This is a genomic window from Arthrobacter globiformis (assembly GCF_030815865.1).
Taxonomy (GTDB): Bacteria; Actinomycetota; Actinomycetes; order Actinomycetales; family Micrococcaceae; genus Arthrobacter; species Arthrobacter globiformis_B.
The window spans coordinates 4,342,970-4,368,343 of sequence record NZ_JAUSXI010000001.1; the positions used below are offsets into that span (position 1 = coordinate 4,342,970).

The window sequence follows — 25,374 nt, forward strand, 5'->3', positions numbered from 1 at the left end:
GAATCGTCCCGCTAGCGATGGCCCTGGATCAAGCCGTCTTAGTCGTCTTGCATCACGTTGACATGCCCATGTTCAGGGCCGTCGGCCCCTGAGCCGGCCCACGACATGGGCGCTTCGACGGAGCACCGACGCCATTCTGAATGACCGCGAGGAAAAAATGGCGTCGCGTTCACGACTTAGTTCGGCGTGGCTTCGGGCAAGAGCATCGCGCTCGGACCTTACATCGTCCAGTTCGGTCCATAGGCGCCCGATGCTGCCGCTCAGGGTGCGGAACAGGGTCCGCTGCTCCCTGGCCTCCCGGGACCAGGAGCCTTTTGCGGTCAATTGGGTTACTTCGGCCAAGCCGGCGGGAGTTTCCGTTTGCGCGCCCGTAAGCACCGCAGCCACGCCGTCCCACCACTCCTGCTGGCTTTGCACAGCGCCGGGGAGCGCCTGCGCGAGATGCTGGCGGACTTCCTCGCGTCGCAACCAAGCCTCCGATATCCCACTGTCCATTGCCCCGGATGCAAGGCTGGGGAGGGGAAGGGACCAGTCCCCCAGCCCCCAGTTCCCCATGGCTCCGTGCAAGCGGACATCTGAATAGGCATCGTTGGATACGGCGACCACTGGCACCCCTGCTGCCAGACCGAAGACAGCCGGGTGGTAGCGGTTTGTCAGTACGAGTTGGGCCGCTTTGGTGATTGACGCCGCTTCACCCACCGGGAGCACGGGGAGAGTCGTGAGGCGGCCGCTGCGGGAATTCTCGATGAGGATTCGGTGCGAATCATGGTCGCCACCCGAGTCGTCGGACCCGAGGGGACCCATGTGGGGAAGGAGGTACACGGGGAGACCGGTCAGATCAGCGGCACGGTCGAGGATCGCGGCCAGCGCCGGGAGGTTGTTGCTTCCTTCCCGCCACGCGTCGGGGCCGAATGTAGCCGCGATGTACTGCCCATCCGGCAGTTCCGTTCGCTGCGGGCCAGTCTGCGCATCCACCTGGTCCGACGCAGGACCCATCTCAATAAAGCTTCCGTCGTCGAGAACCCTCACCAATCTTTCAGGTTCCAGGCCAAGTTCCAGCCCCAAAGCGTGGGACGAGGGCTCGCGGGCCCCTACGAGGGTGGCGGAGACCAGCAGCTCCTGAAGAACGGTACGGTCCTGCGGCAGCAGCGCGGGCCCGAACGTCTGGCCACTGACCACCAGTGGCTTCCCCAACTGTTTCGCGATAAGCGCGACGGCGGCACGTTCATACAGCAGCCAGCCGAACAGGGAGTTCATGTTGCCCCCGCCGGCTATCAGCACGCCGTCGGCCTCCCCGATCGCTTCGATCACTGACCAAGTATGGTCGGCGGAAAGCAGGGCCGACCGGTCACCAGCAGCGGCCCGCCGGACCAAATCGAGATGGCGGGCCCGTTCCGCGGGCGGCCAGGGAAACTCGACGGTATGGGCAGCGCCCACCCCGTAGAGCCGCGATGTCTGTGCCGGGTCGCGGGACAGCAGGACAAACTCGGCGTCCATCCGCTTTTTCAGCTCGTCCACAGCGGCGACTGTCATGGCCTCGTCCCCTACGTGGTACGCAGCCTGACCGAGATCCCCTTGCACAACAATCTTCACTTAGATGTCCTCTTCTGGCCCGCGGCGCATGGATGGTCGACGGCAGGCTGATACACACCTGTCCCATGGACAGGGCCAATAAGATTTGAAACAGGCGAAGAACCGGGCACAACGCCCGGCTCCTCAGTGGGCTGGCCCCTACCTCTGAAGCAGGCGGTCCTTCAGCCGGCGGTAGCGACGGCGCAGCAGACTTACGAGGCTCGCGTCGCTGATGGCCTCCTCCAGCAGGCGAAGCCGCTCCTCGGACCGGGCGGAGCGGTCGATGAGCTCCCGGAGCAGCCCCTCGGAGTAGTTTTGGCGGTTGTGGAAGTGATGCGCTTCCGTGTCCTGGTGCTTGGTGACGTACAGGAGAGCACCCAGGCCGGCCTCGGAAACGTGACTGCGCAGGTGCTTCTCGCGCACGGCGCGGTCGAAGTCCTGGTGCGCGGTGTCCGAGACAATGACGCTGTTACCGAGGTCCCCGGTGGATTCGCGGCGCTGGTGCCAGAAAGCCAGTGGCTCGCCGTCGATGAAGCCGATCCGGTGTGACTGCAGAACCCGCAGCTGGAACTCCCAGTCGCCCACCACGTCCAGGTCCTCGTCAAAGTAGCCGACCTCGTCATGGAGCGCCCGGCGGTAAAGGAGCGAGATGGGCACGCACCGGTTGTGCCGCAGCGTGTCGAAGAGTGTGATGGCGCGGATGTCCGCGCAGAAGATCTCGCGGCTGATCTCCTCGACGCCCGCGCCGACGATCCGCTCATAGACGATCTCGGTGCGGACGGCGGCCCCGGCGTCATCCGTGGCGTCCAGGTGCGCCACGGTGCGGGCGAGGAAGTCCGGGTGCCACTTGTCGTCGTCATCATGGACAGCGATGTAATCGGAGTTCGAGGCCTTGATGCCGGCGTTGGAAGCCGCTTCCATGCCCCGCCCCACCTCGTGGTGGATCACCAGTACCCGGCTCGCCAAGTTCGTCGCTGTACTTCTCGACGACGGGGTCCACTTCGCTGGTCCGGCCGCCGTCGTTGACCAGCACCAGGAGCCAGTCCGTGAAGGACTGGGCCAGCACGTCGCGGATGGCACGGTCCAGGAGCAGGGAGCGGTTCCTGGTCCGCATGACGATTGCCACACGGGCGGAGGGCGTGACTGTCATGGCTGTATTGACCTAGCGTGAGGGGGATGATGTCACTTGAGGATATCCGACGGCAAGCTGCCGCACATTCGAGGAAGAGTCCGCGACCGAATATTAACCCCAGCGCCGAACGTCCAAGACATGTATGTCTCCGCGACACATATTCTGCATACGTAACACCCCGCAGAACCGGAAGGCTTCCCCTGCGGTTATTGGTCAGGACTAGGGCACGGGCTCTGTCCTCACTTGGACGGGCGAATAGGCAGCAACCGTCGTTCCGTTACCGAGCTCGCCGTAGGAATTGCCGCCCCAAGTCCACAGGTATCCACCGTCCAATATGGCGGCCCCTCCACCCGGCGCGACATCGACGCGAATCGTACCGGCCAAGCCTGGTAGCTTCCGCGGTAGGTACGAATCATCACTACCGCCCACACCTAGTCGTCCGCCATCATTCCTGCCCCACGCCCAGACTGTGCCGTCTATGCCGACAGCAAAGGCACTCATGTCGAGAGATGCAATCTGTTGGACCACCCCCAGACCATCCACTTTATTGGGCGTGAAGTCGCGCAAGGTTGTGGCCGGGGTAGCTCGTTGTCCCCGCTGGTTAGAACCCCACGCCCAAACTGTTCCGTCCTTGGCAAGAGCAAGGGTCCCGCTACCATCCATGACCGCATCCTCGATGGCCGGGAGCCCTTCAACGAGGCGAGGTGCTAGTTGCGTCGACTGAGTTGTTTCGAACGGCGCCATTGTACTATCCCCCCAGCACCACACCGCTCCGTCTGATCCGATAGCCGTCAATGCGCTGCCGTTGATCGCTACCTTATTGACCCCGACTGGCCCAACGACCGTGTTGGGCACTCGTGAGTCCGTCGTGGTGCCGTCGCCAAGCTGGCCGAAGTAGTTCTCCCCCCAGGCAAGGAGCGACCCGTCAGTGCGGATGGCGACGGCAACCCGACCATCGCTGGAAATGCTGCGAACGGCTGTGGCCCCCGCGACTGGTATGGGCGTGGAACGGGCAGTAACTGTTCCATCGCCCAAGAGGCCCGTTTCGTTTTGGCCCCAGGCCCAGACCGAACCGTCAGTTCTTATTGCAAAGACCGTTTCCAGCCCGGCGACGTCGGCCACGGCGGAAAGGCCCTCGACTTTGACCGGAGTAGCTGATGACCGTCCGAGAGGGTCTGACCCCCAAAACCATAGCGATCCATCAGTTTTGATCGCATATACAGCCCGGTTGAGGACGCGCAGCAACCGGACGTCCGCGATTCCGCTAACTTGCCGTGCGAACAGCGACCCGGTTTGACTGTTGTTGGCCTGCCTCCCACCCCATTGCCAGACGGTCCCGTCGTTCTTGAGAGCAACCCGCGACATCCAGCCACCAGCGACGACTTGAGCCTCGGAGAAGGCTCCGCTGACAGCAATGGATATAGGCAAGACCGTCTGTGTCTCGGCCCCCTCGCTGTCAGCCACCGCAACGGTCACAGACCTGGTTCCTTCCGCGGTAGGAGTTCCGCTAATGGTGCCTGTTGCGGCGTCGAGTCTGAGTCCTGCCGGTAGCGTCCCCAAACTGACCCGCCAAGAGTAAGGAGCTGTTCCTCCTGTAGCGGACAGTTGGACGGAGTATGTCCTCCCTGCGGTGCCCTGAGGTAGCTGGGTATTCGTAATGGAAAGCTTGGGAGCTTCCGCGGGCAAGTCGGCACCGGGGAAGGTGGTGGCATAGTCCCATTGCCAGGTTTTGATTCTCCAGGTGTAGTTGCCACTGACGATTACTGCGTCGAGCAGTTTCTTTTCAATGATGGGAACGGTGAGTTCGACGCCGATGATGACGTCGCCTCTGATGTAAAGGGACGCGTCGACTCTGTTTCCGGTCGTGGCCATGGTGATCGATGCGGAGGCACCCGCCTGCGCACCGATTGTCAGGGTAGGCCCGGCGAAGCCGTAGATTAGGAGACTTGCCTTGAGGGTGGGTCCGAATCCGGCCTCGATCTTTCCGGTCACAGCGGCCGTGCCGTTCGGCCCGAACACCGGCGTGCTGAATTTAGTGACCGGGCCGGTGTCCACGCTTCTGAAACCGCCGTTGGATGAGTAGCGGACGCCGAAGTCCTGGCTGCGCTCAACCCCAAGATCCACCGTCAGGGACGTCGCAGCCGAAAAATTGGCTTCGAGGTAGACGGTGCCGCCCGGCCTGATCACGACAGGAATCGTGAGGACCATGAAGGTGATAGGCGCCATCTTGAGTGTGGCGAGCTCGTGTTTCATGCGGTTGTTGGTGGCGGTTTTCAAGAACGCACTCGCTGTGGCCTTTGCGCTCATCTCCGTATGCACGATCGTTGAAAATTCTTCAATTTGCACCTGGGGCCCGCCCCAACCCCAATGAAGGTTGGTCCTAAGGGTGAAGGTCAGAGTGAACCCGACTTTCGCTTCACCGCTGAGTGAGACTCCGGCTGATGAGGCGATCGTGGCCTTGGCCTTCTGAATCGTCGATTCGGGCGTCTTGCCGAACGATAGGCAGCCTTTGACGGCGTCGCAGGTAATCGTGTCCTTCAACGCAATGTGGCTTGCGAATTGGAGGCTTTCGTCGATTGTCACCGCGAGGGGCGCTATCCCGGCAGGCCGGAGTGATTGCGCCGTCATTCTTGCCGGCGCCGCATTGAGGGGAACAACTTCGGCATCGGTCCAGCTGGATGTGGCTGTATCGGTGTAGGTGTCCAGGGACACGTCTGACCCGGTCTCTACCGTTGCAGCGGCAATTCCTTCGTCCTGCACCGTGAGTCCCGGGGAGTTGTCGCCGTCGGCCCCTGTTTCAGCGGTGGCCAGTCCCCTGCTGCTATCCAGGGGCACCTCCTGGCTGAAATCAACCTGCAGGAACACATCAGCCAGCGTCGCCGGGGTAGTCGTTGCCACGGTGGAACTGCCCACCTGGTCAACGGCCGATACTTGCCGCAGCAGACCGTCCGGGGCTGCGGCGCTGGGTCCTTCGACGATGATCTGGCCAACCGCCAGGTCCGGGCTGTTGGCCACCGTCACCGAGGTGGGAGTGACAGACTGCACGGGGTTCACCGCCTCGTCCAGCTGCACCGCATCAGGTGAAATGATCTGCGTGGAAACTGTCGGTAGAACGGCGTTCACCAGGACGCTGGAGGAGCCGGTGTGCCCCGCCCTGTCCGTGGCGCTCACCGTGAAACTTACCTGGCCACTCTGCGGAAGGCCCGTCTCGAAAGACCAGCGGATGCCCCCCGCGGTCTGCTGCACTTTCGGTGTTCCTACCGCAGCCCCGCCCACGGTTACCAGCATTGCCGCAACGTGGGCCGTGGACGACGCCACCGTGCCTTCCAGCACGAGCTTCCCGGTCTCCCCGAGATCCACGGTGGCCGAAGACGCGGGGGAAGTAATGCTTACTTCCGGCGCCGGACCCGAGGCAGCGGGCGGCGCGGAGAGTAGGGTTCCCAACGGTAGAGCGACGGCGGCAGCAGAGCCGGCTCCAATCCTTGCCGTCGGCTGGCCCTTTCGCAAGGGAATGAAAGCCAGCTGAGGCTGGGCGCCTCGTCCGGCGTCGATCACTGCACCTCCAACCCCGGGAGTGGAACCCGGAGCGACATCGAGGACGCTGGTGGCCGCACCGGCGGATTCTGCAGAAACCAGCATCAGTGCTGCTTCGCTGCCGGCAGGGCCCTTTAGAGGAATCGGAGTGCCCGCCGACGTGGCCGTGAACTTTTGGGGTGTTGGTGCGCTAGCGGGGACAAAGCTTCCACCCACGTTCACGTTCGGCGCTTCCTGCGCGGCATCGGTGACGTACCCGCGGACGTCCATCCGCAGCGATCCCGTGCCTGTGCGCAACGAGGCACGCGCGGTGCCGGCCTCGGACGGTAGCAGCATCGTCGTAATCGACGTCACTCCAGCCCCGACGGTCAGGTCCTGATCATCGAGCCTGAGAACGTCCGGGGCTGCCAGAGTGACGGTTGCGGTAACGAACACAGCCCGCACCTCGGAGGCCGGCACTCCTCCGGTTCCTGTGAGGCCGACGTCGAAAGGGGCTGCCGAAAGCTGCGAGCCGGCGAGCTGCCGGTCCGTGTCAGCGCGCGTGACCGGCGCAGGCAGTGCGATAGTCGATCCGGGAACCGTCCCAGCCCCGTCAAACGTGGCGATGAGTTGAATCGTGACCTGTGTGTCGTTCGAAGCGGAGACGGCGACTGCCCCGTTAATCAGCGGCGCCAGGACGGTCGTGGAGGCAGAGGTTCCCGAGGGAACAGTGAGGGCGGGAGCGCCAGTCACGCTGACAGTGACGGCGTCCTTGGCATCCTTCACCGAAAGCCGCACCAGGCCGGCGTTGTGGCCGGTGGCCAGCGGGCCGAGATGCACGGTACTGGCGGTCCCGGCAGCAAATGGCCGGGCGCGCACCAGGAACCGGTACATGAACGCCGCCATCGCATCGCGGTTGACTGCCTGCAGCGGCCGGAAGGTGCCGTCCGCCCACCCGGTGGAGACCCCGGTGGAGGCAAGCCAGCCGATTTCCGTGCTGAACGCGCGGCCCGCCGGAACATCCCTGAAACGGGTTCCGGTCGAGGCGGGGGGCGCGGGTTTTCCGGCGAGGCGGTACATAAACGCGGCCATCGCGTCCCGGTTCACGGGCTGCACCGGCCGGAAAGATCGCCGGTTACCGGGCTCCGCCCAACCGGTGGAGATGCCCTCGGCCGCCAGCCAGGTGATCTCCTTATAGAACAGGTAGCCGGGGGCCACGTCCATGAAGGGCGACACCTTCGGGGGCGTGAACGCGGGTTTTCCCGCCAGCCGGTACATAAAGGCAGCCATGGCGTCCCTGTTGACCGCGGTTATCGGCTTGAAAGTGCCGTCCGGCCAGCCGGTCGAGACACCGGATGCGGCCAGCCAGCCAATCTCCCGGGCGAACGCTGCACTGGTTGGAACATCCTTGAACGTTTTGCCGGCCGCACCGTCCTGAGGGTACTGCGCGTCGGAGTAGACGGCCGCCGGGGCAGCCGTGTCAACGACCGCTTCGGCCGCGAGATCAACTGCACCGGCAGAAACCGCTCCTGACACGGCCAGAGCCACGGAAACCACGCCGGCACTGAAACCCACGAAGGCTCGCCTGAACGTCGCACGGAACATGATTCCCCCAAATCGGCGCCGCTCAAGGGCGCAACAGCAATCCAAGCAGACCCTCTACCGGTCCGAAGTCCCAGGCGGGCCCGGCAACCTTGTGAAAACGGAGAAGAATCGGGATCAGGCTACAGCTCTCACAACCACACCCATAAGCCCAAACACCGGGAATCCAAATATGACGTGAGGGCCTCCGACCCGTTAGCCGCAGTGGCGCCGGTCCTACTGGCCCACCAAAGTCTTCTCGGGCTCAGATGTATCCGCGACAGGGCCGCCACGTGAGCCCCTGTTCCTGAGTCTGGCCTCGACTGGGCGCTCAAAGAAGGTGTAAGCGGCGCCGGCAAGCGGTATGGACACCGCAATTGCGACGACGGCGAACATGACACGCTCGGCCAGGCTCACCGGGCCGAGTTCCAGGGCTGTCCGCAGTACGAGCTCGTGAACCAGGTAGAGCGCGAAGGACCACTCGCCCAGTTTCACCATCACAGGGGCGCTGGCGAACGTGGGGCGCCCCCCGCAGCGGTCACGGTCCGCATAGGCCGCAATCAGGAGGGCGAAGCCCGGGATGCAGAGCGCACCTGCCAGCGGCCCGGCCGTATGCCACGGCGCGATGCCGTCGACGACTTCGAGAATCAGGAAGGAACCGATGGCCGCGGCAGCACCGACGCCCACGCCGAACCTGGGCTTCCAGCCATTCCCCATGGCGATGGCCAGGCACACACCCACAATGAACTCCGCGATCCGGAACGCCGGGAACGTGTAGAACAAGGCTCCCCAGTCGAAACCGGGGACGACGGCCAGCAGGACGGACACGAGTGAAACAGCGGCAACGAAAACCGCGGCGCCGACGCGGAAGAGTCTCCCCGCTTCAAGGCGTGCAAGCCGCACCGCCAGGAACGGGAACACCGCATAGAAGAACGCTTCACAGGACAGCGACCAGGACACCCCGTTATAGGCGTAAACCCACTGCTTGTCGCCGAGCCAGCCCTGTACAAGGAGAAGCGAGGTCAAAAGCTGGGGAACGGACTGGTCCCCTTGGGTGGTGAAAACCAGGAGGACGGCGGCCAGGGCCGTGAGCGCATGCAGCGGCCAGATCCGGGCGAACCGGCGCCAGTAGAACTGCCGCTTGGAGGTGCCCGCTTTCATGGACCAGGCGAGCACGAACCCGGACAGCAGGAAGAAGAACGTCACGCCCGTCTGCCCCATGGACACAAGCGGGTACATCTCGGGCACCAGCGTCACTGACGCGTGATACAGGACCACGAGCATGGCGGCTATGAACCGCAGTCCTGTCAGTGAATCCAGCCGGGTACGCGAAACGTTCATCCTTTACTCCATGTGTGACGGCAATGAACGGACTAGTCTACCGGGGCGCCAGGTCGGCCAAACCACAGTCGGCACCACCGGCCAGCAGTTCTTCACAACGGACGGAACCGGCCGCTGGCGCTGAAAGTGCTTCCCACCGACGCGCGCGGGATCGCCGCGCGGAACCCCTCCGCCGGAGCCTTGGACGGCAGCATCGCGGACCAAGTGGCCCAGCTTGGCAGTGGCTCCAATTCTCCGGACGCGTTCTGGACCACCGTCGTTACGGGCATCGGCGTCCAGCCCCGCGGCGCACAGCAGCACGCAACTCTGGCCGACGCCGCGCACGCTTCCGCCGCTTCACTCCGTGCATCCGGCGCGTCCGTCAGCCTGGACGAGGAAAACATCAGCCTTCTGGCCAGCCAGCACGCCTACAAGGCCGCCGCGCGCGTTATGACGGCGGTTGACGAAGCACTGGACGTATTGATCAACCGCAACTGGACTGGTGGGACGCTAACCATGCTGAACCGGGTAACTAACAACACCGTGGCTATGAACTCGCAGCGCAACCTGCACTCCTCACAGTCGCGGCTTGCCGCGCTGCAGGACCAGGCCATGACGCTGAAAAAGATCGCACGGCCCTCCGACGACCCCGCCGCCGCCGGGGCGGCGCTGCAGACGCGCGCCGAGCTGACCGCCGTCGGGCAGTACGGGCGCAATATCGATGACGGCGGCAGCTGGCTCAATGCCACGGATGCCGCCTGTCCCGGACCACGAACGTGCTCAACCGAGTCCGCGACCTCACCGTCCAGGCGGGGAACGGCGCGCTCAGCGGAGTGGCGAAGGAGGGCATCGCCGTCGAGCTTGAGAGCCTGGACAAGGAGCTCCTGTCCGCCGCTTACACCAAGCACCTGGGCCGCAGCCTTTTCGCCGGCACATCCGACGCCGCCACGGCGTTCAGCACTGCCACGCCCCCGGTATTCGCGTGTGAGGCCGGGACGGTGGAACGCAGGATCGGGCCGGACCAGACCGTGCGGGTGGACACCGACGGCGCCGCGCTCTTCGGCGACGGCGCCACGTCAGTCTTCGCAACCGTGGCCTCGATTGTTGATGACCTGCGGCAGGGCAAAGACGCTATGGCGCGGCTTGACCAGATCGACGGCGGCCTCAAAGCTACAGTGAGCGGACGTTCCGATGTTGGCGCCCGCCAGGCTTTGCTCGAGCGCGCCGGAAACACAAACACCGAACTGGAGGCATCCTTGGAAGCACGGCGATCAGATCTGGAAGTTGCCGATCGTGGCAGCGCCATTTTCTGCTGCGCGGCATAGACGGGGCGTACGGACTCTACGCCCTTGAGGCAGCCGCAAGGCCGGAGCTGCGCGTGTTTGTGGCCGACGCTTCCCTCTACGTTCTCGATTACTCACCCAGCTGCCGGCCGAGTCGCTGGATGAACTGCAGCTAACCGACACCGCCCGGCGCACCACGCTGGTGGTGGTCAACCCCGCGTCTGGAAAGCCCACCGTCGACCCAGGCACCCATAGTCCTGAATGACCAAACAAACCGCTGCACGCAGGTAGTGCTCGACGGCCGGGACTATCCTCTCCGGGCGGAACTGTCCTCGGGTTAGGCTACACGCAGCTCGTTTTGGTAACGGGCGCCGTTTGCGTGGCGCTGAGTGACGTCCACGTGTTGGTTGCGTTGAACGTTCGATTGGCCTTGATGACGTACGTCCAGCCGGTCGCCGCATCGCCGTTGGTGAGCACCACGGTCACCGTTCCGCCGGTGGCCGGCACGCCGGGGCCTGAGCCCTCCAGTTTTTTGTTGGGGCTGTACACGAGCAACTCATAGGACGTGGCGCCGGATGCCGAGCCGAAGGGTTTTATTGAGATGACGTTTGTGTACTTGCGGCTGCCGCCGCTTCCCGTCATGACGCATTGCGTGGTCGCATCCTGCCCGGGGACCGGAGTCCCCAGCATTGCCACGGTGCTGGTCAGGGGTGCGGCAGTACTTGAGGTAAAGGCTGCGAAAGCCATGGCAGGCACACTGACAAGGAGGGCTGCAAAGGTCACAACTGCGGCGATATATGCCGTCACTTTGTTGCCTCGCACCGTTGATCCTTTCCGTGAGTGGGCCTGTTCCTGCAGGGAGTGCAGTGGTTACCGCACGGCCTCGGGCTTTTCTTCCGGCTTCCGCGACCAAATGGAGGCCAGGACGCCGACCACCAGGACACCGGTGGCGCCGTAGAGGAGCACGCTGCGGGTCACGGGTTCACGGAGGGTCCGGATCACCGTGCCGAGATACGGGACGGTGGCGACGTGCCGGTAGACACGGTTCCCGGAGAGAACGGCCTTCCACGGGTCCACCCCCGGATTGGCGTCGCCCTTGGTCTGCACGGTAGCCACGCCCCCCGCCGTCGTCATCTCCACGATTCGGTGGGTCTCCACCCGGTGGTCATCCACCGGAATGCTGTAGGTGATGACGTCGCCTATGCGGAGCTCCTCCACCGGCACGGGCACGGTGACCACCACGTCGCCGGGGTTGATGCCCGGGGACATGGATCCGGTCAGCATGGTGGAGGTCTGGTAGCCAACGAAGCGGGGGCCCACGGCCAGGAACAGGAACGCCACGGCGGCGGTGACGAGGACCAGCGTGAAAACGGCCGAGACGACCCTGTTTCCGATGGACCGGCTCTTGCCGGCGGCCGGCGACTGCCGGGCCCGCTGCTCCGCGTCGAGGCCGTCAAGGTGCGTGATGGCGGTCATGGCCGTGTCTTCCTTCTCAGTTCTCTGTTCCTGGCCTGCATGGACATGCGCCCGGGTGCGGCGGCCCCCGAAGGACCGGGCCGCACCCGGGGGTCTGCTACTTGACGGTGGTGCCGCGCTGGGTGGCGGTGAAGGTGAAGTTCACGGTGGACGTGGCGCCCTGGAACGTGTCGCCGGCGGTGGAAGGCAGTGTCTGCGTGACCAGCAGGTTGTCATTCTGGCCGCCGGTGAGGGAAGCCAGCTGCGACAATGCGATGTTGGAGCCGATTACCGGCCGGCTGGCGAGTACGGACTTCTTGGTGCCGCCACAGGTGTAGGCGGCGCCCTGGGCGCCGGCGGTCCACGCCTGGTCGCAGGATTCGATGACGATCTGCAGGCCGTTGGCGGTGTCCGTGGTCAGCACCGAGGAGACGGTGGGGGCCGTTGTGAGCGTCAGCGCGGCCAGATCAGCGGTGCCGGAGTTGTTCAGGGTGATGAGGCGCTGGACCTTGTCGCCCGGGAGCAGGCCGGTGGCGGAGAGCTGGAGGTTGTTGGAGCCGCCGTTGGCCACCATGTCGATCTTCATCGTGGCGTTGGTGACGGTGGTGCTGGCCTCGGTGGAGGACGTAAAGGCACCGTACGTTCCCATGCCGGCAACCGCGGCGGCTGCGCCGAGGAGCGACGCGCTGGCGATGAGCTTGCCGGTGGTGGTTTTCAGGTTGAGACCCATGACATTTTCCGATCAGTAGCGTTGTTGTTCTCCGTGGTGCTTTGCACCGTGAGGCTGCTTTTGCACCCTTCCGGGTTCGTATGAACAGCATGCTGCCTAAAGATCAGGTTTCCTGCCGGACGGTGTCAACGTTCGATCAAGAGTCTGTCAAGGCTGAGTCAACAGGGTTCGTCACAGGCAGCAAGGAGCCCAACGGCCCCCCACAAATGCCGTTGGGATCCTGCTGCCCCTAAGAGGCTAAGCCAGTCCGCTGCGGTGCGGTCATTACGTAACGGCCGACGTCGGAATATGTCACCGGAACTGGGGACATCGGAAGCTTTGTGACGGTTGCCCGCCAATTGTCGAGCGCCCGCGATGCAAGGCGAACAATTGCGGCAGAAACGGCGCGCCAACAGCTTATCGCCGTCGTCCCTGGCAAAAGGGGGAAGCCACAGTGAAACAGCCGCGCGCAGCAGGAAATTCGTGCCAACCCGGCACCCGTCACCGTCGTGGGGACGGCACCCACGGTCGGTGCCCTTCTAGAAGCCCGACCGGGAATCTGTGCTATGAGGAAAGCGGCGGCAACGAAAGAGCTTCCCCACGTCAAGAGGTGAAAGCCAGTACCACCAGGAATGGGACCATCCCATAGAAGAACGCTTCGCAGGAGATCGACTGGTTTCAATCAGCGGCAGCAGCGAGGCTGTCGCTGATTGAACGATGCAAGAGCATCTAGCCCCCTCACATAAACCTAAGCACCGGTTCAACCGACGCCGGCGGGCCGGAAGGCGACGGGGCCAGCCGACGCCGTGGCGAAGTAGAGCTCCGCGGCGGTGCCTACGGCGCCAACCCTGAGCGCAGAGACCTTGTATTGCCCTGCACCTGCTCTGCCGGCTTCCGCGTTCCCTGTGGGAGCGCCGGGCTGATCAGGCTGTACGTTCACCGTCAAGCTGAGGGCATTGGCTAGCGGGGCCAGCGCGGTTCCGGCCTCCGCCGCGACGGGCACGACGGCGGAGCGGATCGCGGCTTCCGCCATTGGAAGCAGCCCGCCAGCTGTGAACAGCCCCTTCTGGAGGGCGCCAGCCACCACTTCCCCAGTCCCGTCTAACAGGGCGGAAGTGACGGAACCGAGAAGGTTCAAACCCACAGTGCCCAGGACCTCCGTGGACAAGACTGGTGCTGGTGGAGACCCGGACGCAAACGCTTCCACCGTGGCGTCATTGTGGAGGGTAACCACGGCCAGCGGGACACCGGCGAGGGTCAGCGGGACCTTGGTGTCCACTTCAACGGAGGTTGCGTTGACTGCTTTCTTCACTTCGCCGGTCAGGGAGTCGCCCCACTTCTGCAGGAGCACCGAAGTGCGCTGGGTCAAGTCCTGTACCGCGGCGTCGTCCAGCACCAGTTCGGTGTTGGGTGCGCGTCCGTTAAGCCCTGCTGGTCCAGGCACGAGCTTGGAGAGGTCAAAGGACATCCGGGAGTTGGCCAAGTCCACCGTCACCACCCCATCGGTCAGGGTCTCCCCCAACAGCTGGCGGGCGGCTGTCAGATCCGGAGGGCGGAACGTGATTTTGGTGGTAACGGATCCGACGCCCAGCCCGCTGCTGTCTGGCACCAGGCCCTTCACTCCCGCCTTGATGGCTGTTGCCAGGGAACCCGTCGGTGAGGAGAGCGCGTCGAGGTCCCCGGCGGTGCTATCCAAAATTCCGGAAACGCTCGTGGTCAGTGGCTTGATTGAGTCCGCAGAGAGGTTCAGCCGGAGGCCCGCGATTCCGTAGCTGCGCGTGACCACCGGGCTCGGGTTGAGCGCGGGCCAGCCATTGTTCAGCATGCAGGCGTCAACCTCGGAGGAGCTGGCTAGAGCACCGACGTCGAGGGTCATGGCAGCCTGCGATGCCGGTATGAACGACGCCAGGTTGACGCTGGCCGCGGTCGGCGTGCTGGCGGAGCCGTTGGCAGTTCCAGTCCCGTCAATGGCGCCTGACTGGTCACTGACCAGGCCCGCGGCCCCGCCGGCCTGGCCGCTTGCCTTCGCCCGCGCCCACTGGGTGTAGGCCCCGGTGCTTCCGGCTGGCTGGTTCAGTCCCACCGCAGCTGAGAGCAACGGAGAACCGAAGGCTCCGGCCTCCAGAGCGGACGTGAATGTTACGGGATCCACGCGTGTAGCGGTTGCCGGATCCACGAAAACGGCACCGGCAGTGTTCCGAAGCGAAATGCCGTGGACTGCTGCAAGCGTGTCCAGGTCCTCGCCGCCCAGGGAGCCGGACAGCTCGCGTGCTGCCGATTGTGTCTGGAAGAGCGTGGTTGTGCTGCAGTCGCCAGCCACCATGACGCCCGCGCCCGCGCTGACGTACTCGTCGTCCGTCCACGCGGCGAGGGTTCCGGAGGTGGCAGTAAGCAGGCCCATGGTGGCGACAGAAAACACCGCGAGCGGTGCCAGTCTTCGCAGCCGACCGGCCATGGCACCCGTTTGGGCTTTCACTGAAACCTCCGACGGCGGCCCAGCAGTACCGCTGCACCTGCGGCAGCCAGCACGATTCCGGCGCCGAGGTAACCGAGGATCTGTGCCCCGGTAGTGGCAAGCGGCTGCGTGGATGTCTCGTCCCCGCCGGCCACAACACCGATGCCGAATTTCAAAGTTCCCGTGTCGGGGCCGGGCTCGAAGCCTGCGGAGCCTGGGCGTTCCAAGGTGAACAGCACCCACGGGGCGTCGGCGGTGGTGAAGCTGCCGAGAGGGTAACTGAACGTCCCGGCAGCGGCGAAGCTGTCTGCGGACAGGATACGGCGTTCGCCCGCCGGGCAGCTCAGCCGGGCGTTATTGCCGCTGGTTCCCTGCCACTGCATAGGGCAGGAGCGGGCGCTGACCCGGTAGGCGCCGGGCCCTGCCGCGAGGGAGCCTGCTGCCTGCAGCTGGACGGTTGCCGAGGCCGACGCCGGGCCGTCCAGAACCACGCCCACCTGCCAGCTGAACGACTGGCCGGCGGAAAGCGCCGGAAGGTCCAGCGGGTAGACCGATGAGGTCAGACGAAGCATTCCCTCTCCCCCGGTTTCCGGCACGGGCAACACGGCGTCAGCCGCGGCGGCGGGGCCGGCACCCGCGAGCAGCATGAACAGAACGGTGCCCGTTAGCACGGCGCTACCGCAGCGCGGCCGTCCCAACTGGCACCTCCCCGGCCGGTTCCGCTGCGCCGCCCTCGGAAGACCCGCCGTCGGACGTTATGAGTTCCTGCCGCGGCCAAAAGACCCAGCCCACGAGGCCAGCCAGCAGGACAGTGCTGCCGCCAATCGCCCAGGGTGAGCGCGCGCCCATCACCCAAGAGCCGAGCTCGGGAACGGCGAAGAGCATCGTGCGGGCTGACTGGACCCGGTATTCCACCGGGTCCTCCGAGGTGTTGGCGTCGCCTTTCAGGATCAGGACGGCACCGTCAGCCGACGCGGCGTCCGGCATGACGGTGACCACGCGGTGGGTGACCGGAACGGAGCCTGCCGTCCGCTGGACGGTCGCAACGTCGCCGGGTTTGAGGGACGACGCCGGGACCTCGCGAACCGCAGCCAGCGCACCCACCGGATACGACGGTTCCATGGAGCCGGTGCGGAACACGACGAAGCTCACCTTGAATAACACGGAGGCGAGGATACAGGCGATGCAGGCCGCGCCGAGCACGGACAAGACGGTCAGCCCCAGGGACCCTGCACGTCCTGCGGCCCGCCTGTAGATTCCACGCCGTGAGGAGGCACCGTCGGACTCGAGGCGGTGCCTGGGACGGGTACCCATGGGCAAGTAGCCGGACCGGCTAGAGTCCCACCGAGCTGGTGAACTTCCACAGCGGCACAACGTTCTTGCCCTGCAGTGAGGTGTCGTCTATGCCAGCTGGCAGGGTCATCGCGAAGCACAGGTTCACGGGTGCCCCGGCCTTACCGGCGTCACCTGCGGGGAGGGTAAGGGGAACGTTGCTGGTCTGGCTTAGCGGCTTGTTCGGCCCCACCAGGACCGTCCCGGCGGACTTGTCACCGCCGGCGCTGCAGTTGGCAGCGTCGAGGCCGGTCCAGGCCCGGTAAACCAATGCGTTGTATAGCGCGGTACTGTTGGCGTTCCCGATGGCAGGGTCGGTTGCCTGAAGGGCGTCCGTCAGTTTTGCCGTCAGCGTTTCGGATCCGGCCTTGGCGCGGAGCTGGAACGGGGCGTAGACAGTGTCACCCGGCAGCATGCTTGCGGCGCTCACCGTGAAGTCGAGGCCGCCACCGTTCGGGTTCGGCTTGTGAGTCCATGACTCCTCGGCAAACGGGGCCAGGGTGTTCTGTTCCATCGCGTAGGTCTTGGTACCGGGGGTGTCGTTGGGTCCGGCACCACCGAAGACCCACTCGTTATCGGTCCAGGCCGCGAGCGTGAATGCGGCCCCTACTCCGAGGACCAGTCCCGAGGCCAGAAGGGCGCGGACTTTTCCGGGGCGCCCAGCAGATGTCGACAGTGCGGCGGCGCGGACAGGCATGATTTCCCCCATGAACGGTTGGCTTGGACTTCCGGTGCGGAAGCTGTAACCACCGTATGGTTGCTGTGCGCAACTTTCGATCAACATCGGATCAACAAAGCCCAAGGATTGGCACAGCAAAATCTTGAGGTCAAACGATGTGGGCGTACCCGGCATGGGAGTCACTCCCGTGACTCCCGGGCGGGTGCACCTGAACCGGGCGGGCACGCTGGGCTACTCGACAGAGGGAACAGTCACCCTCGGGCGGATGCTCCAGTCGCTGCCTCAGCTTGTGGCTCCGCGAAGATACCCTTCTCGTGGGACTGAGGGGACTGAGGCGTATCGGCCACCGGGCCGCGCGCCCCCTGTTGTGGCAATGACCGCCCATTCTATCCGCGCCGATGGGCGCCAGCGGCCAACTGTTTTCTTGCGCTAATCGTGACGAAGTCCTGCTTCCTCGCTGGGGGTAGCCGCCGCAGACCTTGATCCGGGCAACGCAGTATTGGCTACAGACAGCCAACCAGCAGCGAAGACGAAGGAGCCGAAAGTGGCAACGAAAGCAGAGAAAAAGGGTTACCGCTACTGCGATTTTTACTGCTTTATGTCCCTGGCGGACTTCACCGCCTACATGGCCCGCGACGACGACGAGAACAGCTTTTCAATCAGCGGCAGCAGCGAACCTGCACACTAGTTGGCTTTTATCCCCGGACCTACCGGTAACCGGCAACAATCGCGGCAGCGATCCCCTTGGACGCACGCCGTGTCTCCGGCTTCAGGTGGTCCAGGGTCATCGTCGGCCACCCCCGTCGTGTGGCACGGCGATCAGCAAGTGACCCGACCCGACTCGGACTAGTTATGCCTGGCGTTAATTGGCCACCAGACTATTCTCAGGCTGAGGTGTGTCCGCCGCCGGGCCGCCGTCCGAGCCCCTGTTTCGGAGCCGGGCCTCTACAGGACGCTCAAAGAAGGTGTAGGCGGCGCCGGCAAGCGGGATGGACACAGCAATTCCGGCGACGGCGAACATGACGCGCTCGGCAAGGCTCGCCGGGCCGAGTTCCAGGGCTGTCCGCAGAACGGGCTCGTGGACCAGATACAGGGCGAAGGACCATTTCCGCAGTTTCACCATGGCCGGGGAACTGGCGAACGTGGGGCGCCCTCCGCAGCGGTCACGGTCCGCATAGGCACCAACCAGGAGGGCGAAGCCCGGGATGCAGAGCGCGCCCGCCAGCGGTCCGGCCTGATGCCATGGTGCGATGCCGTCGACGACTTCGAGAATGCACGGAGCCGCTGGCGGCGGCAGCACCCCACACCGAACCTGGGCTTCCAGCCTTTTCTCATGGCGATGGCCAGGCACACACCCACGATGAACTCTGGATCCTGAACGCGGGAAACGTGTAGAACAGGGCTCCCCAGTCAAAACCGGGGACAAGGCCAGCAGCACGGACACGAGAGCAACAGCGGCGACGAAAACCGCGGCGCCGACGCGGAAGAGTCTCCCCGCTTCAAGGCGTGAAAGCCGTACGGCCAGGAACGGGAACACCGCATAGAAAAACGCCTCACACGAGAGCGACCAGGACACCCCGTCATAGGCATAGACCCACTGCTTGTCCCCGAGCCAGCCCTGCATAAGGAGCAGCGAGGCCAGAAGCTGGGAAACCGACTGGTCCCCTTGAGTGGCGAAAACCAGGACGACGGCGGCCAACGCCGTGAGCGCATGCAGCGGCCAGATCCGGGGTACATCTCGGGCACAGCGTCACCGACGCGTGATACAGGACCGCGAGCATGGCGGCGATGAACCGCAGTCCTGTCAGCGAATCCAGCCGGGTATGCGAAACGTTCATCCTTACTCCGAGTATGACGGCAATGAAGCGTCAAGTTCACCGGCGGAAAAATAGCACCGCATTTCGCTCGAGCCTGAGGAATTGCGTGGGCGACAGCGCCGCAACAAATGGACCGCCGTCAGCCCGGCCAGCGGCAACATCACGGTGGTCCTGGCAGGCAGGGCCACGCTGGCCATCTTGGTTCTTGTCATGCTGCATGCAAAGGAAATGGGCGGAAGAATGCACGCACCGCGTACCGCGGAGATTACCGCTATCATTCGGAAAGTCATCAATGAATTTGTCCCGCGGAAGCCTGCGGTCATTTGGGGGATCCTAATGCTAAAACGACTCGTCGCCACGTTGTTTGCCACAGCCCTGGTTGGCGCCGGGCTCGCACCCGCTGCCGTTGCAGACGCCTCGGGCTGTACCCGGAACGGAGAATTCGAGGCCATTTCGTATACATGCAGCGGACAGAACATCGATCTGTCTCAGGTGCCCACTGATGCAACTAAGCTGCGCACCAGCGGGCACGTTCAAGACTGGACCGCTCTTGGAAATCTGACGTCCCTAAAAAGTCTCAGTATCGAAGGGGCCATGAACGATGACGTCGCAGCCATCCATAACGCTGCTCCTTCTGTTGATGGGATCAGCCTGGAGGGGCCTGCGATCACGGACCTCTCCCCTCTCTCCGCTCCGGCAATGTCGTGCTCCGATTCGAAGCCTTGCGTGTCCGGGATCAAGCTAGTGATCCCGGGCGTGAAGGACATCTCCCCGCTGTCGAATCTGAATTCCGGGGGATGTCTGCCTGTGGATTGCGTGCGCTTTCTCACAATCGATGCACCTGCCGTTACCGATTTCTCACCATTGGGTTCCATCCAGAATCTCAGCTCACTGACTGTGAGCGCTTCCTCGGACGCTCGTGAGCAGCACGTCATTTTGTCGGCGTTCCCATTGCCGAACTACAAGGGGCTCAACGGTTCGCAGCTGATGGCAGCCCACGATCCCGGCTGGCCTTATCCGCAGCACACCCTCCAAGGCTCGACAGCTCGCGCAACCTATTACGCAGAGGGGTGGGTCGATTACTTCGTCTGGCCTCTCGCGCAGTCAACCGGTTCCACGACCCTTGAGACCTACGGCACCAAGGTGGAGGCCTCGGTCTCACGAACCTACACTGTCACCAAGCCCGCCAGAGGTGACTTCAACGGTGATGGCAGGTCGGACCTTCTAGCGAAGGATTCCACGGGGGTCCTATGGCTCTATCACGGAACCAACAAGGCCACCCTGCCAACGAGAACGCGCTTGGGCGCGGGCTGGAACTCGATGACCATGATCGCGAGTCCCGGAGACTTCAACGGGGACAGCAGGGCAGACGTTCTGGCGAGGGACACCGCGGGTGTTCTTTGGCTGTACCCCGGGAACGGCAAATCCGGGTGGGGCACGAGAGTTAGGTTGGGGGCCGGATGGAACGTCATGACCGCCCTCGTCGGCGCCGGGGACTCCAACGCTGATGGCAAGGTCGATCTGCTGGCGCGCGATTCTGCCGGAGTTCTCTGGCGCTATCCAGGCAACGGCAAGGGCGCACTGCTTCCGAGGATCAGGATCGGCGCGGGCTGGAACACGATGAATTCCATTGTTGGTGGAGACTCCATGGGAATCGACCACATCGCCGACGTGATCGCGAGGGACTCAACTGGAACCCTGTGGTTCTACCGCGGCAACGGCCAAGGTGGGTTCCTTCCCCGCAGCAGGCTGTACACCGGGTGGAAGGGCATGACCGCCATAGCGAGCCCAGGTGACTTGGGCGGCGACGAAGACTCCGACCTCTTGGCCCGCGATGCCAGCGGAGTTCTGTGGCTGTACCGCAATCCTGGCCTGCCAGCTGTCCGCATCGGGGGCGGCTGGGCTGGCATGAAGGCCATCGTCTGATTACAGGAGGGCTTACGGGGCTCTGCCCCGGTCTGCACAGCAGACAGACCTTAACTCCTGCATCATCAGCTGATCGAGGTCATCACGTTCCAGCCGGCACCGATCCTCGTTCGCGGCCCGTATTCGCCCCGGCCGTTTCCAGGGTAGAACCACAACACACCGCTGCTGTCCCTGGCCACCACGTCGGCCCAGCCGTCACCGATCCAGCCGGAGTTTCGCAGCCTTTCGCTGTTGAAGTCTCCGGTGCCGACAACCGCCGTCATGGCATTCCAACCCGCACCCACCCGCAGCGGATAACGCAAGCCGCCTGCGCCATCCCCTGGGTAGAACCACAGCACGCCGTTCCGGTCCCGGGCCAGCAGGTCAGCCCTGCCGTCCCGCATGCGGTCCTCAGCTGGCGTGATGGCAGTCATGGGGTTCCAGCCGCTGGTGACCTTCATCCGGGTGGGAAAGGCGCCGTCGCCGTTGCCCCGGTATGACCACAGCGCACCCCCGCCGTCCCGTGCCAGCAGGTCCGCTTTGCCGTCGTCGTCAAAGTCTTCGGTGGCGGCGAGGGCCGTCATGACGTTCCAGCCGCCGCCAATCCGCGCCCGGGTCCCGAACGTGCCTTTGCCATTGCCCGGATAGAACCACAGCACGCCGCTGCTGTCCCTCGCCAAGGCGTCAGCCTTGCCGTCGGTGTTCAGGTCCCCGGCGCCGGCGATCACGGTCATGACATTCCAGCCGCCGCCCACCCTCGTGCGCGTCAGAAAGGCGCCCTTGCCGTTGCCCGGTAGAGCCAGAGCACACCGCTGCCGTCCCTGGCCAACACATCGGTCCGGTCGTCGCCGTTGAAGTCATTCCGCATAGCGGGATAACCGAAGGCCGGTCCCCGGCCCAAGTCATATCGGGCCCAGCCGTACAGTCCCGACGGCGCTGGCTTGACGGGTCCCATCCAAAGTGGTTGATCCAGCCCGTTGCAACCAGGTCCCCGTCAGGTGCCAATACCGCACCAGCCACGTACGCACCCCCTTCGGAGAAAGCCGACATGACCACCCCGCCTGTGCCGAAGGTTCTGTCCAGAGTCCGGTCTGCATCCAGCCGCATCACTGCGAAGGAAGTCACTCCGTGCAGCGTCTGGTTTCCTGTGGCCAGCACTCTGCCGGCTCCGTCGATCTGGAGGCTGACGATCTGCATATCCAGGGGAGGCGAAGATGTCTGAAACTTCCCGTCGGCACCGTACCCGCTGATCCGCCAGTCCTGGGCCACAACGGTCCTTCCGTCCGGAGAGACCGCCACCTCGTAACCTGTGGAGGCAAGGGGAACTGAGCCGGCCAGGCCGAAGGTAGCATCCAGCCGTCCGTCGGGCAGGAAGCGAAGCAGGCGCCCCTGGAAGCCGCCAACTCCTCCCGCCACGACCACTCGTCCGGCACCGTCGACTGCCATGTCTTCTGCAGCCCAGCGGATGTCGGGGTTTCCAGGATCCGCCGGGAACTGGTCGAAGCTGGATGCCAGGACCCCTTCGGCCGTGTAGCGCCAACCTGCTATTTTTTGTCTCAAGGTGTCACCGTCGGACATCTGCACGGCCCCGGCCACCGCTATGGTTCCATCCGCAGCAATGCCGACGTGGCTGAATATAGGTTCTTGCCAGGGATTGTTGTCGTTGCTGCCGCCAGGAACTGCAACTCCGGACGCGCCAAAGGTCTCTTCCAGAGCACCTCGCTCGTCCAGGCGCATCATCTGATGGCGGCTCAGCACCAGTACTTTGCCGTCGTCCTGGACTTCTACGTCCAAGACGTCCGGGGGTACAGACATCGTCCCGTCATCCTGGAATCCGTCGTCCGACACGTCCGGGAGGGACGTAAACATCACCACGCCGCCTTCGCCGAAAGCCGGATCCAGTTCCCCGTTCGGAAGCAGACGGATCACCAGGACAGGGGGCAAGGACAGGTCCTGGAGCAACCCAACGGTCACAGTACGCCCGTGCGGATCTACGTCGGCAGCAACGGCCCCCACGCCTCCGCCGCCCAGATCGAGCACGGCTCTTCCCCGCTCGCCAAAGGAATCGTCCAAGTAAGGCGTATCTGCGGCTACGGCCGCGGGCGGAGCAACAAGACCCGCCACCGCAAGCGCTCCTGCGCACAGCAGTGCGAGAAGGCCGTTCCTCAGCGAGTGAACCGGCGCCGATAGGTCAGAAGCGAACATGCTGTCCCCCAAAGCATCCGCGGGCTGTTATCAACGAACAGTAACAACGGCGCGGCCCGGCAACCAACGCACTTCGGCAGGAGTGCAAACTAATACCCACAACTTAACGCGAACGGCCCCTGCGCGGTGTCGCGCAGGGGCCGTCACGATCTGACGCTGGCGGTCAGTTCCAGCCGGCGCCCATGGATGACCGGCCCAGCCAGTTTCCGGCACCGTTGCCCTTGTACAGCCAGAGCACGCCGGCAGCATCGATTGCCAGGGCATCGGTCCTGCCGTCGCTGTTGAAGTCGCCGCGGCCTGCGATGGTGCCCATGGCATTCCAGCCACCACCGGTGCTGGTCCGCGACGCGAAAGCGCCCCGCCCGTTGCCGCGGTAGACCCACAGGATTCCGCTCCGGTCGCGAGCCACAATGTCAGCCTTGCCGTCACCAGTCAGGTCACCGGGACCGACGACGGCGGTCATCACGTTCCAGCCGCCCCCCACCCGGCTCCTGGTCAGCCAGCCGCCACGCCCGTTCCCCGGGTACACCCACAACGTGCCAGCCGTGTCCCGGGCCAGAACGTCCGACTTTCCGTCACCGTTCACATCACCCGGCCCGACAATCGAGTTCATGACATTCCAGCCGCCACCCACCCGGATCCTGGCCAGCCAACCGCCGCGCCCGTTACCCGGGTACACCCACAGCGTCCCGGCAGAGTCACGGGCGAGCACATCGGCCTTGCGGTCCCCGTTCAGGTCGCCTGCTCCGACGAGCGAGTTCATGACGTTCCAGCCGCCGCCCAGCTTTGTGCGTGCGAGCCATCCCCCGCGCCCGTTGCCCGGATACAGCCACAAAGTTCCGGCGCTGTCGCGGGCGATCAGGTCGGCCTTCCCGTCGCTGTTCAGGTCACCCGCGGGTACAACCAAGGTCATGCGGAACACGGCCTTGAACGTCGCGGACCAGGATGCAACCGCGCCGGCCTTCAGGACGTAGTCCGTCTTAGCTTTCGCGGTGACGCTGACCGTTCCTGCCCCGGCATAAGTCCCGGCAGCAACCGCCTTGCCGCCGACCAGATACTCGACACCCTCCATGACGGGCACCGTGTAGGTGTCCTGAGCGGTACCGTCCTTGTCGGTGAATACAACGGCAGCCGGTGTCACTTCGAATGGGGTCGCCTTGAACGTCGCCGTCCACTCAGTGACCGCACCGGAATTGACGACGTGATCGGTCTTCGCCCGTGCCGTCACAGTTACGGTGCCGGCGCCCCGGTAGGAGCCCGCTTCGACGACCTTCTCCCCGACCAGGTACTCCACACCCTCAGTCTCGGGAACGGTGTAGGTGTCCTCCGCGGTGCCGTCCTTATCTGTGAACACCACCGCAGCCGGTGTCACCTCAAACGGGGTCGCCTTGAACGTCGCAGACCACTCCGTCACAGCACCGGCCTTCAGGACGTAATCCGTCTTCGCCCGCGCACTCACCGTCACCGTACCGCTACCCGGGTGGGCGCCGGCTTCGACGACCTTGTCCCCGACCAGGTACTCGCTGCCCTCAACGGCCGGGATCACGAAGGCATCCCGTGCCGTGCCGTCCTCGTCCGTGAACACCACGGCCGCCGGGACCACCTCAAACGGGGTCGCCTTGAACGTCGCCGTCCACTCAGCGACCGCACCGGCCTTGACAACGTAGTCCGTCTTCGCCCGCGCCGTCACCGTCACCGTACCGCTGCCCGGATGGGCGCCGGCTTCAACGACCTTCTCCCCGAGCAGGTACTCCACACCCTCAGTCTCAGGGACGGTGTAGGTGTCCTCCGCTGTGCCGTCCTTGTCGGTGAACACCACCGCCGCCGGGACCACCTCGAACGGGGTGGCCTTGAACGTCGCGGACCACTCTGTGACAGCACCGGCCTTCAGGACGTAATCGGCCTTCGCCCGCGCACTCACCGTCACCGCACCGCTACCCGGGTGGGCGCCGGCTTCAACGACCTTCTCCCCGACCAGGTACTCCACACCCTCAGTCTCGGGAACGGTGTAGGTGTCCTCCGCGGTGCCGTCCATATCCGTGAACACCACCGCAGCCGGTGTCACCTCAAACGGGGTCGCCTTGAACGTCGCCGACCACTCCGTCACAGCACCAGCCTTGACCACGTAATCGGCCTTCGCCCGCGCACTCACCGTCACCGCACCGGAGGCCGGGTACGTTCCGGCTTCGACGACCTTGTCCCCGACCAAGTACTCCACACCATCCGTGGACGGGACCGTGTAGGTGTCCTCAGCGGTTCCATCCTTGTCCGTGAACACAATGGTTTGAGGCTCCACGTCCTGCAGGATAGTGGATGTGGCCGCACTGGTGCGTGTCTCACTGCGATAGCCGAGTTTGGTGCCGGTGATAGTTACATGCAAGTTGTGCCCGCGATCTTCGGTGCCAACCTCGTATGT

19 protein-coding genes and 1 pseudogene are annotated in these 25,374 nt (G+C 64.4%); 4 read left to right on the forward strand and 16 right to left on the reverse strand.

The features are described from left to right. Positions 1–72: 72 nt before the first annotated feature. The 5 genes from QFZ33_RS20225 to QFZ33_RS20245 form a co-directional block, all read right to left on the reverse strand. Positions 73–1,593, reverse strand: coding sequence for a polysaccharide pyruvyl transferase family protein (locus QFZ33_RS20225; protein ID WP_307030361.1), 1,521 nt, complete (start codon positions 1,591–1,593; stop codon positions 73–75). Positions 1,594–1,731: 138 nt separating this feature from the next. Further along, entirely contained in the window at positions 1,732–2,520 is a 789-nt protein-coding gene (locus tag QFZ33_RS20230; RefSeq protein ID WP_307030363.1) for a glycosyltransferase, read from the reverse strand. Beyond that, the gene (locus QFZ33_RS20235) at positions 2,432–2,722 is read right to left on the reverse strand and encodes a glycosyltransferase family 2 protein (RefSeq protein WP_307030365.1); all 291 of its coding nucleotides are present in this window, start codon (positions 2,720–2,722) and stop codon (positions 2,432–2,434) included. The genes QFZ33_RS20230 and QFZ33_RS20235 overlap by 89 nt, the downstream gene beginning before the upstream one ends. Before the next feature lie 201 nt (positions 2,723–2,923). Then, positions 2,924–7,792 carry an S-layer homology domain-containing protein gene (locus QFZ33_RS20240; protein ID WP_307030367.1) on the reverse strand — a complete coding sequence of 1,623 codons (4,869 nt, stop codon included), beginning with the start codon at positions 7,790–7,792 and terminating at the stop codon, positions 2,924–2,926. 243 nt (positions 7,793–8,035) lie between these two features. Next, a complete protein-coding gene (locus tag QFZ33_RS20245; protein WP_307030369.1) occupies positions 8,036–9,139 on the reverse strand; it encodes an acyltransferase family protein in 1,104 nt (367 codons plus the stop codon). Between the two features lie 204 nt (positions 9,140–9,343). Between QFZ33_RS20245 and QFZ33_RS24045 the strand changes: the two are divergent. Together QFZ33_RS24045 and QFZ33_RS20255 are read left to right on the forward strand one after the other, a co-directional pair. Beyond that, positions 9,344–9,817: pseudogene (locus tag QFZ33_RS24045) on the forward strand (flagellar basal body rod C-terminal domain-containing protein); the annotation flags it as partial. Between the two features lie 77 nt (positions 9,818–9,894). Continuing rightward, positions 9,895–10,443: a hypothetical protein gene (locus QFZ33_RS20255; RefSeq protein WP_307031991.1), complete on the forward strand. Its 549-nt coding sequence runs from the start codon at positions 9,895–9,897 to the stop codon at positions 10,441–10,443. Between the two features lie 300 nt (positions 10,444–10,743). Here QFZ33_RS20255 and QFZ33_RS20260 read toward each other — a convergent pair whose 3' ends face one another. From QFZ33_RS20260 to QFZ33_RS20290, 7 genes are all read right to left on the reverse strand, one after another. Further along, positions 10,744–11,223 carry a hypothetical protein gene (locus QFZ33_RS20260; RefSeq protein ID WP_307030371.1) on the reverse strand — a complete coding sequence of 160 codons (480 nt, stop codon included), beginning with the start codon at positions 11,221–11,223 and terminating at the stop codon, positions 10,744–10,746. 48 nt (positions 11,224–11,271) lie between these two features. Further along, a complete protein-coding gene (locus QFZ33_RS20265) occupies positions 11,272–11,877 on the reverse strand; it encodes a signal peptidase I (RefSeq protein ID WP_307030373.1) in 606 nt (201 codons plus the stop codon). Between the two features lie 97 nt (positions 11,878–11,974). Then, on the reverse strand, positions 11,975–12,586 hold the full coding sequence (locus tag QFZ33_RS20270; RefSeq protein WP_307030375.1) for a TasA family protein: 612 nt from the start codon (positions 12,584–12,586) through the stop codon (positions 11,975–11,977). Between the two features lie 739 nt (positions 12,587–13,325). Beyond that, positions 13,326–15,041, reverse strand: a complete 1,716-nt coding sequence (locus tag QFZ33_RS20275; protein ID WP_307030377.1) for a choice-of-anchor G family protein — start codon at positions 15,039–15,041, stop codon at positions 13,326–13,328. Further along, entirely contained in the window at positions 15,038–15,667 is a 630-nt protein-coding gene (locus tag QFZ33_RS20280; RefSeq protein WP_307030379.1) for a hypothetical protein, read from the reverse strand. Before QFZ33_RS20280 ends, QFZ33_RS20275 begins: the two co-directional genes overlap by 4 nt. A gap of 28 nt (positions 15,668–15,695) precedes the next feature. Further along, complete coding sequence (locus QFZ33_RS20285; protein WP_307030381.1) at positions 15,696–16,334, reverse strand: signal peptidase I; 639 nt, start codon at positions 16,332–16,334, stop codon at positions 15,696–15,698. Between the two features lie 19 nt (positions 16,335–16,353). Further along, on the reverse strand, positions 16,354–17,061 hold the full coding sequence (locus QFZ33_RS20290; protein ID WP_307030383.1) for a hypothetical protein: 708 nt from the start codon (positions 17,059–17,061) through the stop codon (positions 16,354–16,356). Between the two features lie 514 nt (positions 17,062–17,575). Here QFZ33_RS20290 and QFZ33_RS20295 point away from each other — a divergent pair. After that, positions 17,576–17,719, forward strand: a complete 144-nt coding sequence (locus tag QFZ33_RS20295) for a hypothetical protein (protein ID WP_307030385.1) — start codon at positions 17,576–17,578, stop codon at positions 17,717–17,719. Positions 17,720–17,893: 174 nt separating this feature from the next. Here the strand turns inward: QFZ33_RS20295 and QFZ33_RS20300 are convergent, their stop codons facing one another. Further along, positions 17,894–18,331: an acyltransferase family protein gene (locus QFZ33_RS20300; protein WP_307030387.1), complete on the reverse strand. Its 438-nt coding sequence runs from the start codon at positions 18,329–18,331 to the stop codon at positions 17,894–17,896. Between the two features lie 727 nt (positions 18,332–19,058). Between QFZ33_RS20300 and QFZ33_RS20305 the strand changes: the two genes are divergently transcribed. Continuing rightward, positions 19,059–20,774, forward strand: a complete 1,716-nt coding sequence (locus QFZ33_RS20305) for a VCBS repeat-containing protein (RefSeq protein WP_307030389.1) — start codon at positions 19,059–19,061, stop codon at positions 20,772–20,774. A gap of 65 nt (positions 20,775–20,839) precedes the next feature. Here the strand turns inward: QFZ33_RS20305 and QFZ33_RS20310 are convergent, their stop codons facing one another. From QFZ33_RS20310 to QFZ33_RS20320, 3 genes are all read right to left on the reverse strand, one after another. After that, entirely contained in the window at positions 20,840–21,487 is a 648-nt protein-coding gene (locus tag QFZ33_RS20310; protein ID WP_307030391.1) for an FG-GAP repeat domain-containing protein, read from the reverse strand. Beyond that, positions 21,438–22,958, reverse strand: a complete 1,521-nt coding sequence (locus tag QFZ33_RS24050) for a hypothetical protein (RefSeq protein WP_373427302.1) — start codon at positions 22,956–22,958, stop codon at positions 21,438–21,440. The genes QFZ33_RS20310 and QFZ33_RS24050 overlap by 50 nt, the downstream gene beginning before the upstream one ends. 163 nt (positions 22,959–23,121) lie before the next feature. Further along, complete coding sequence (locus QFZ33_RS20320) at positions 23,122–25,254, reverse strand: FG-GAP-like repeat-containing protein (RefSeq protein WP_307031919.1); 2,133 nt, start codon at positions 25,252–25,254, stop codon at positions 23,122–23,124. Between the last annotated feature and the right edge of the window lie 120 nt (positions 25,255–25,374).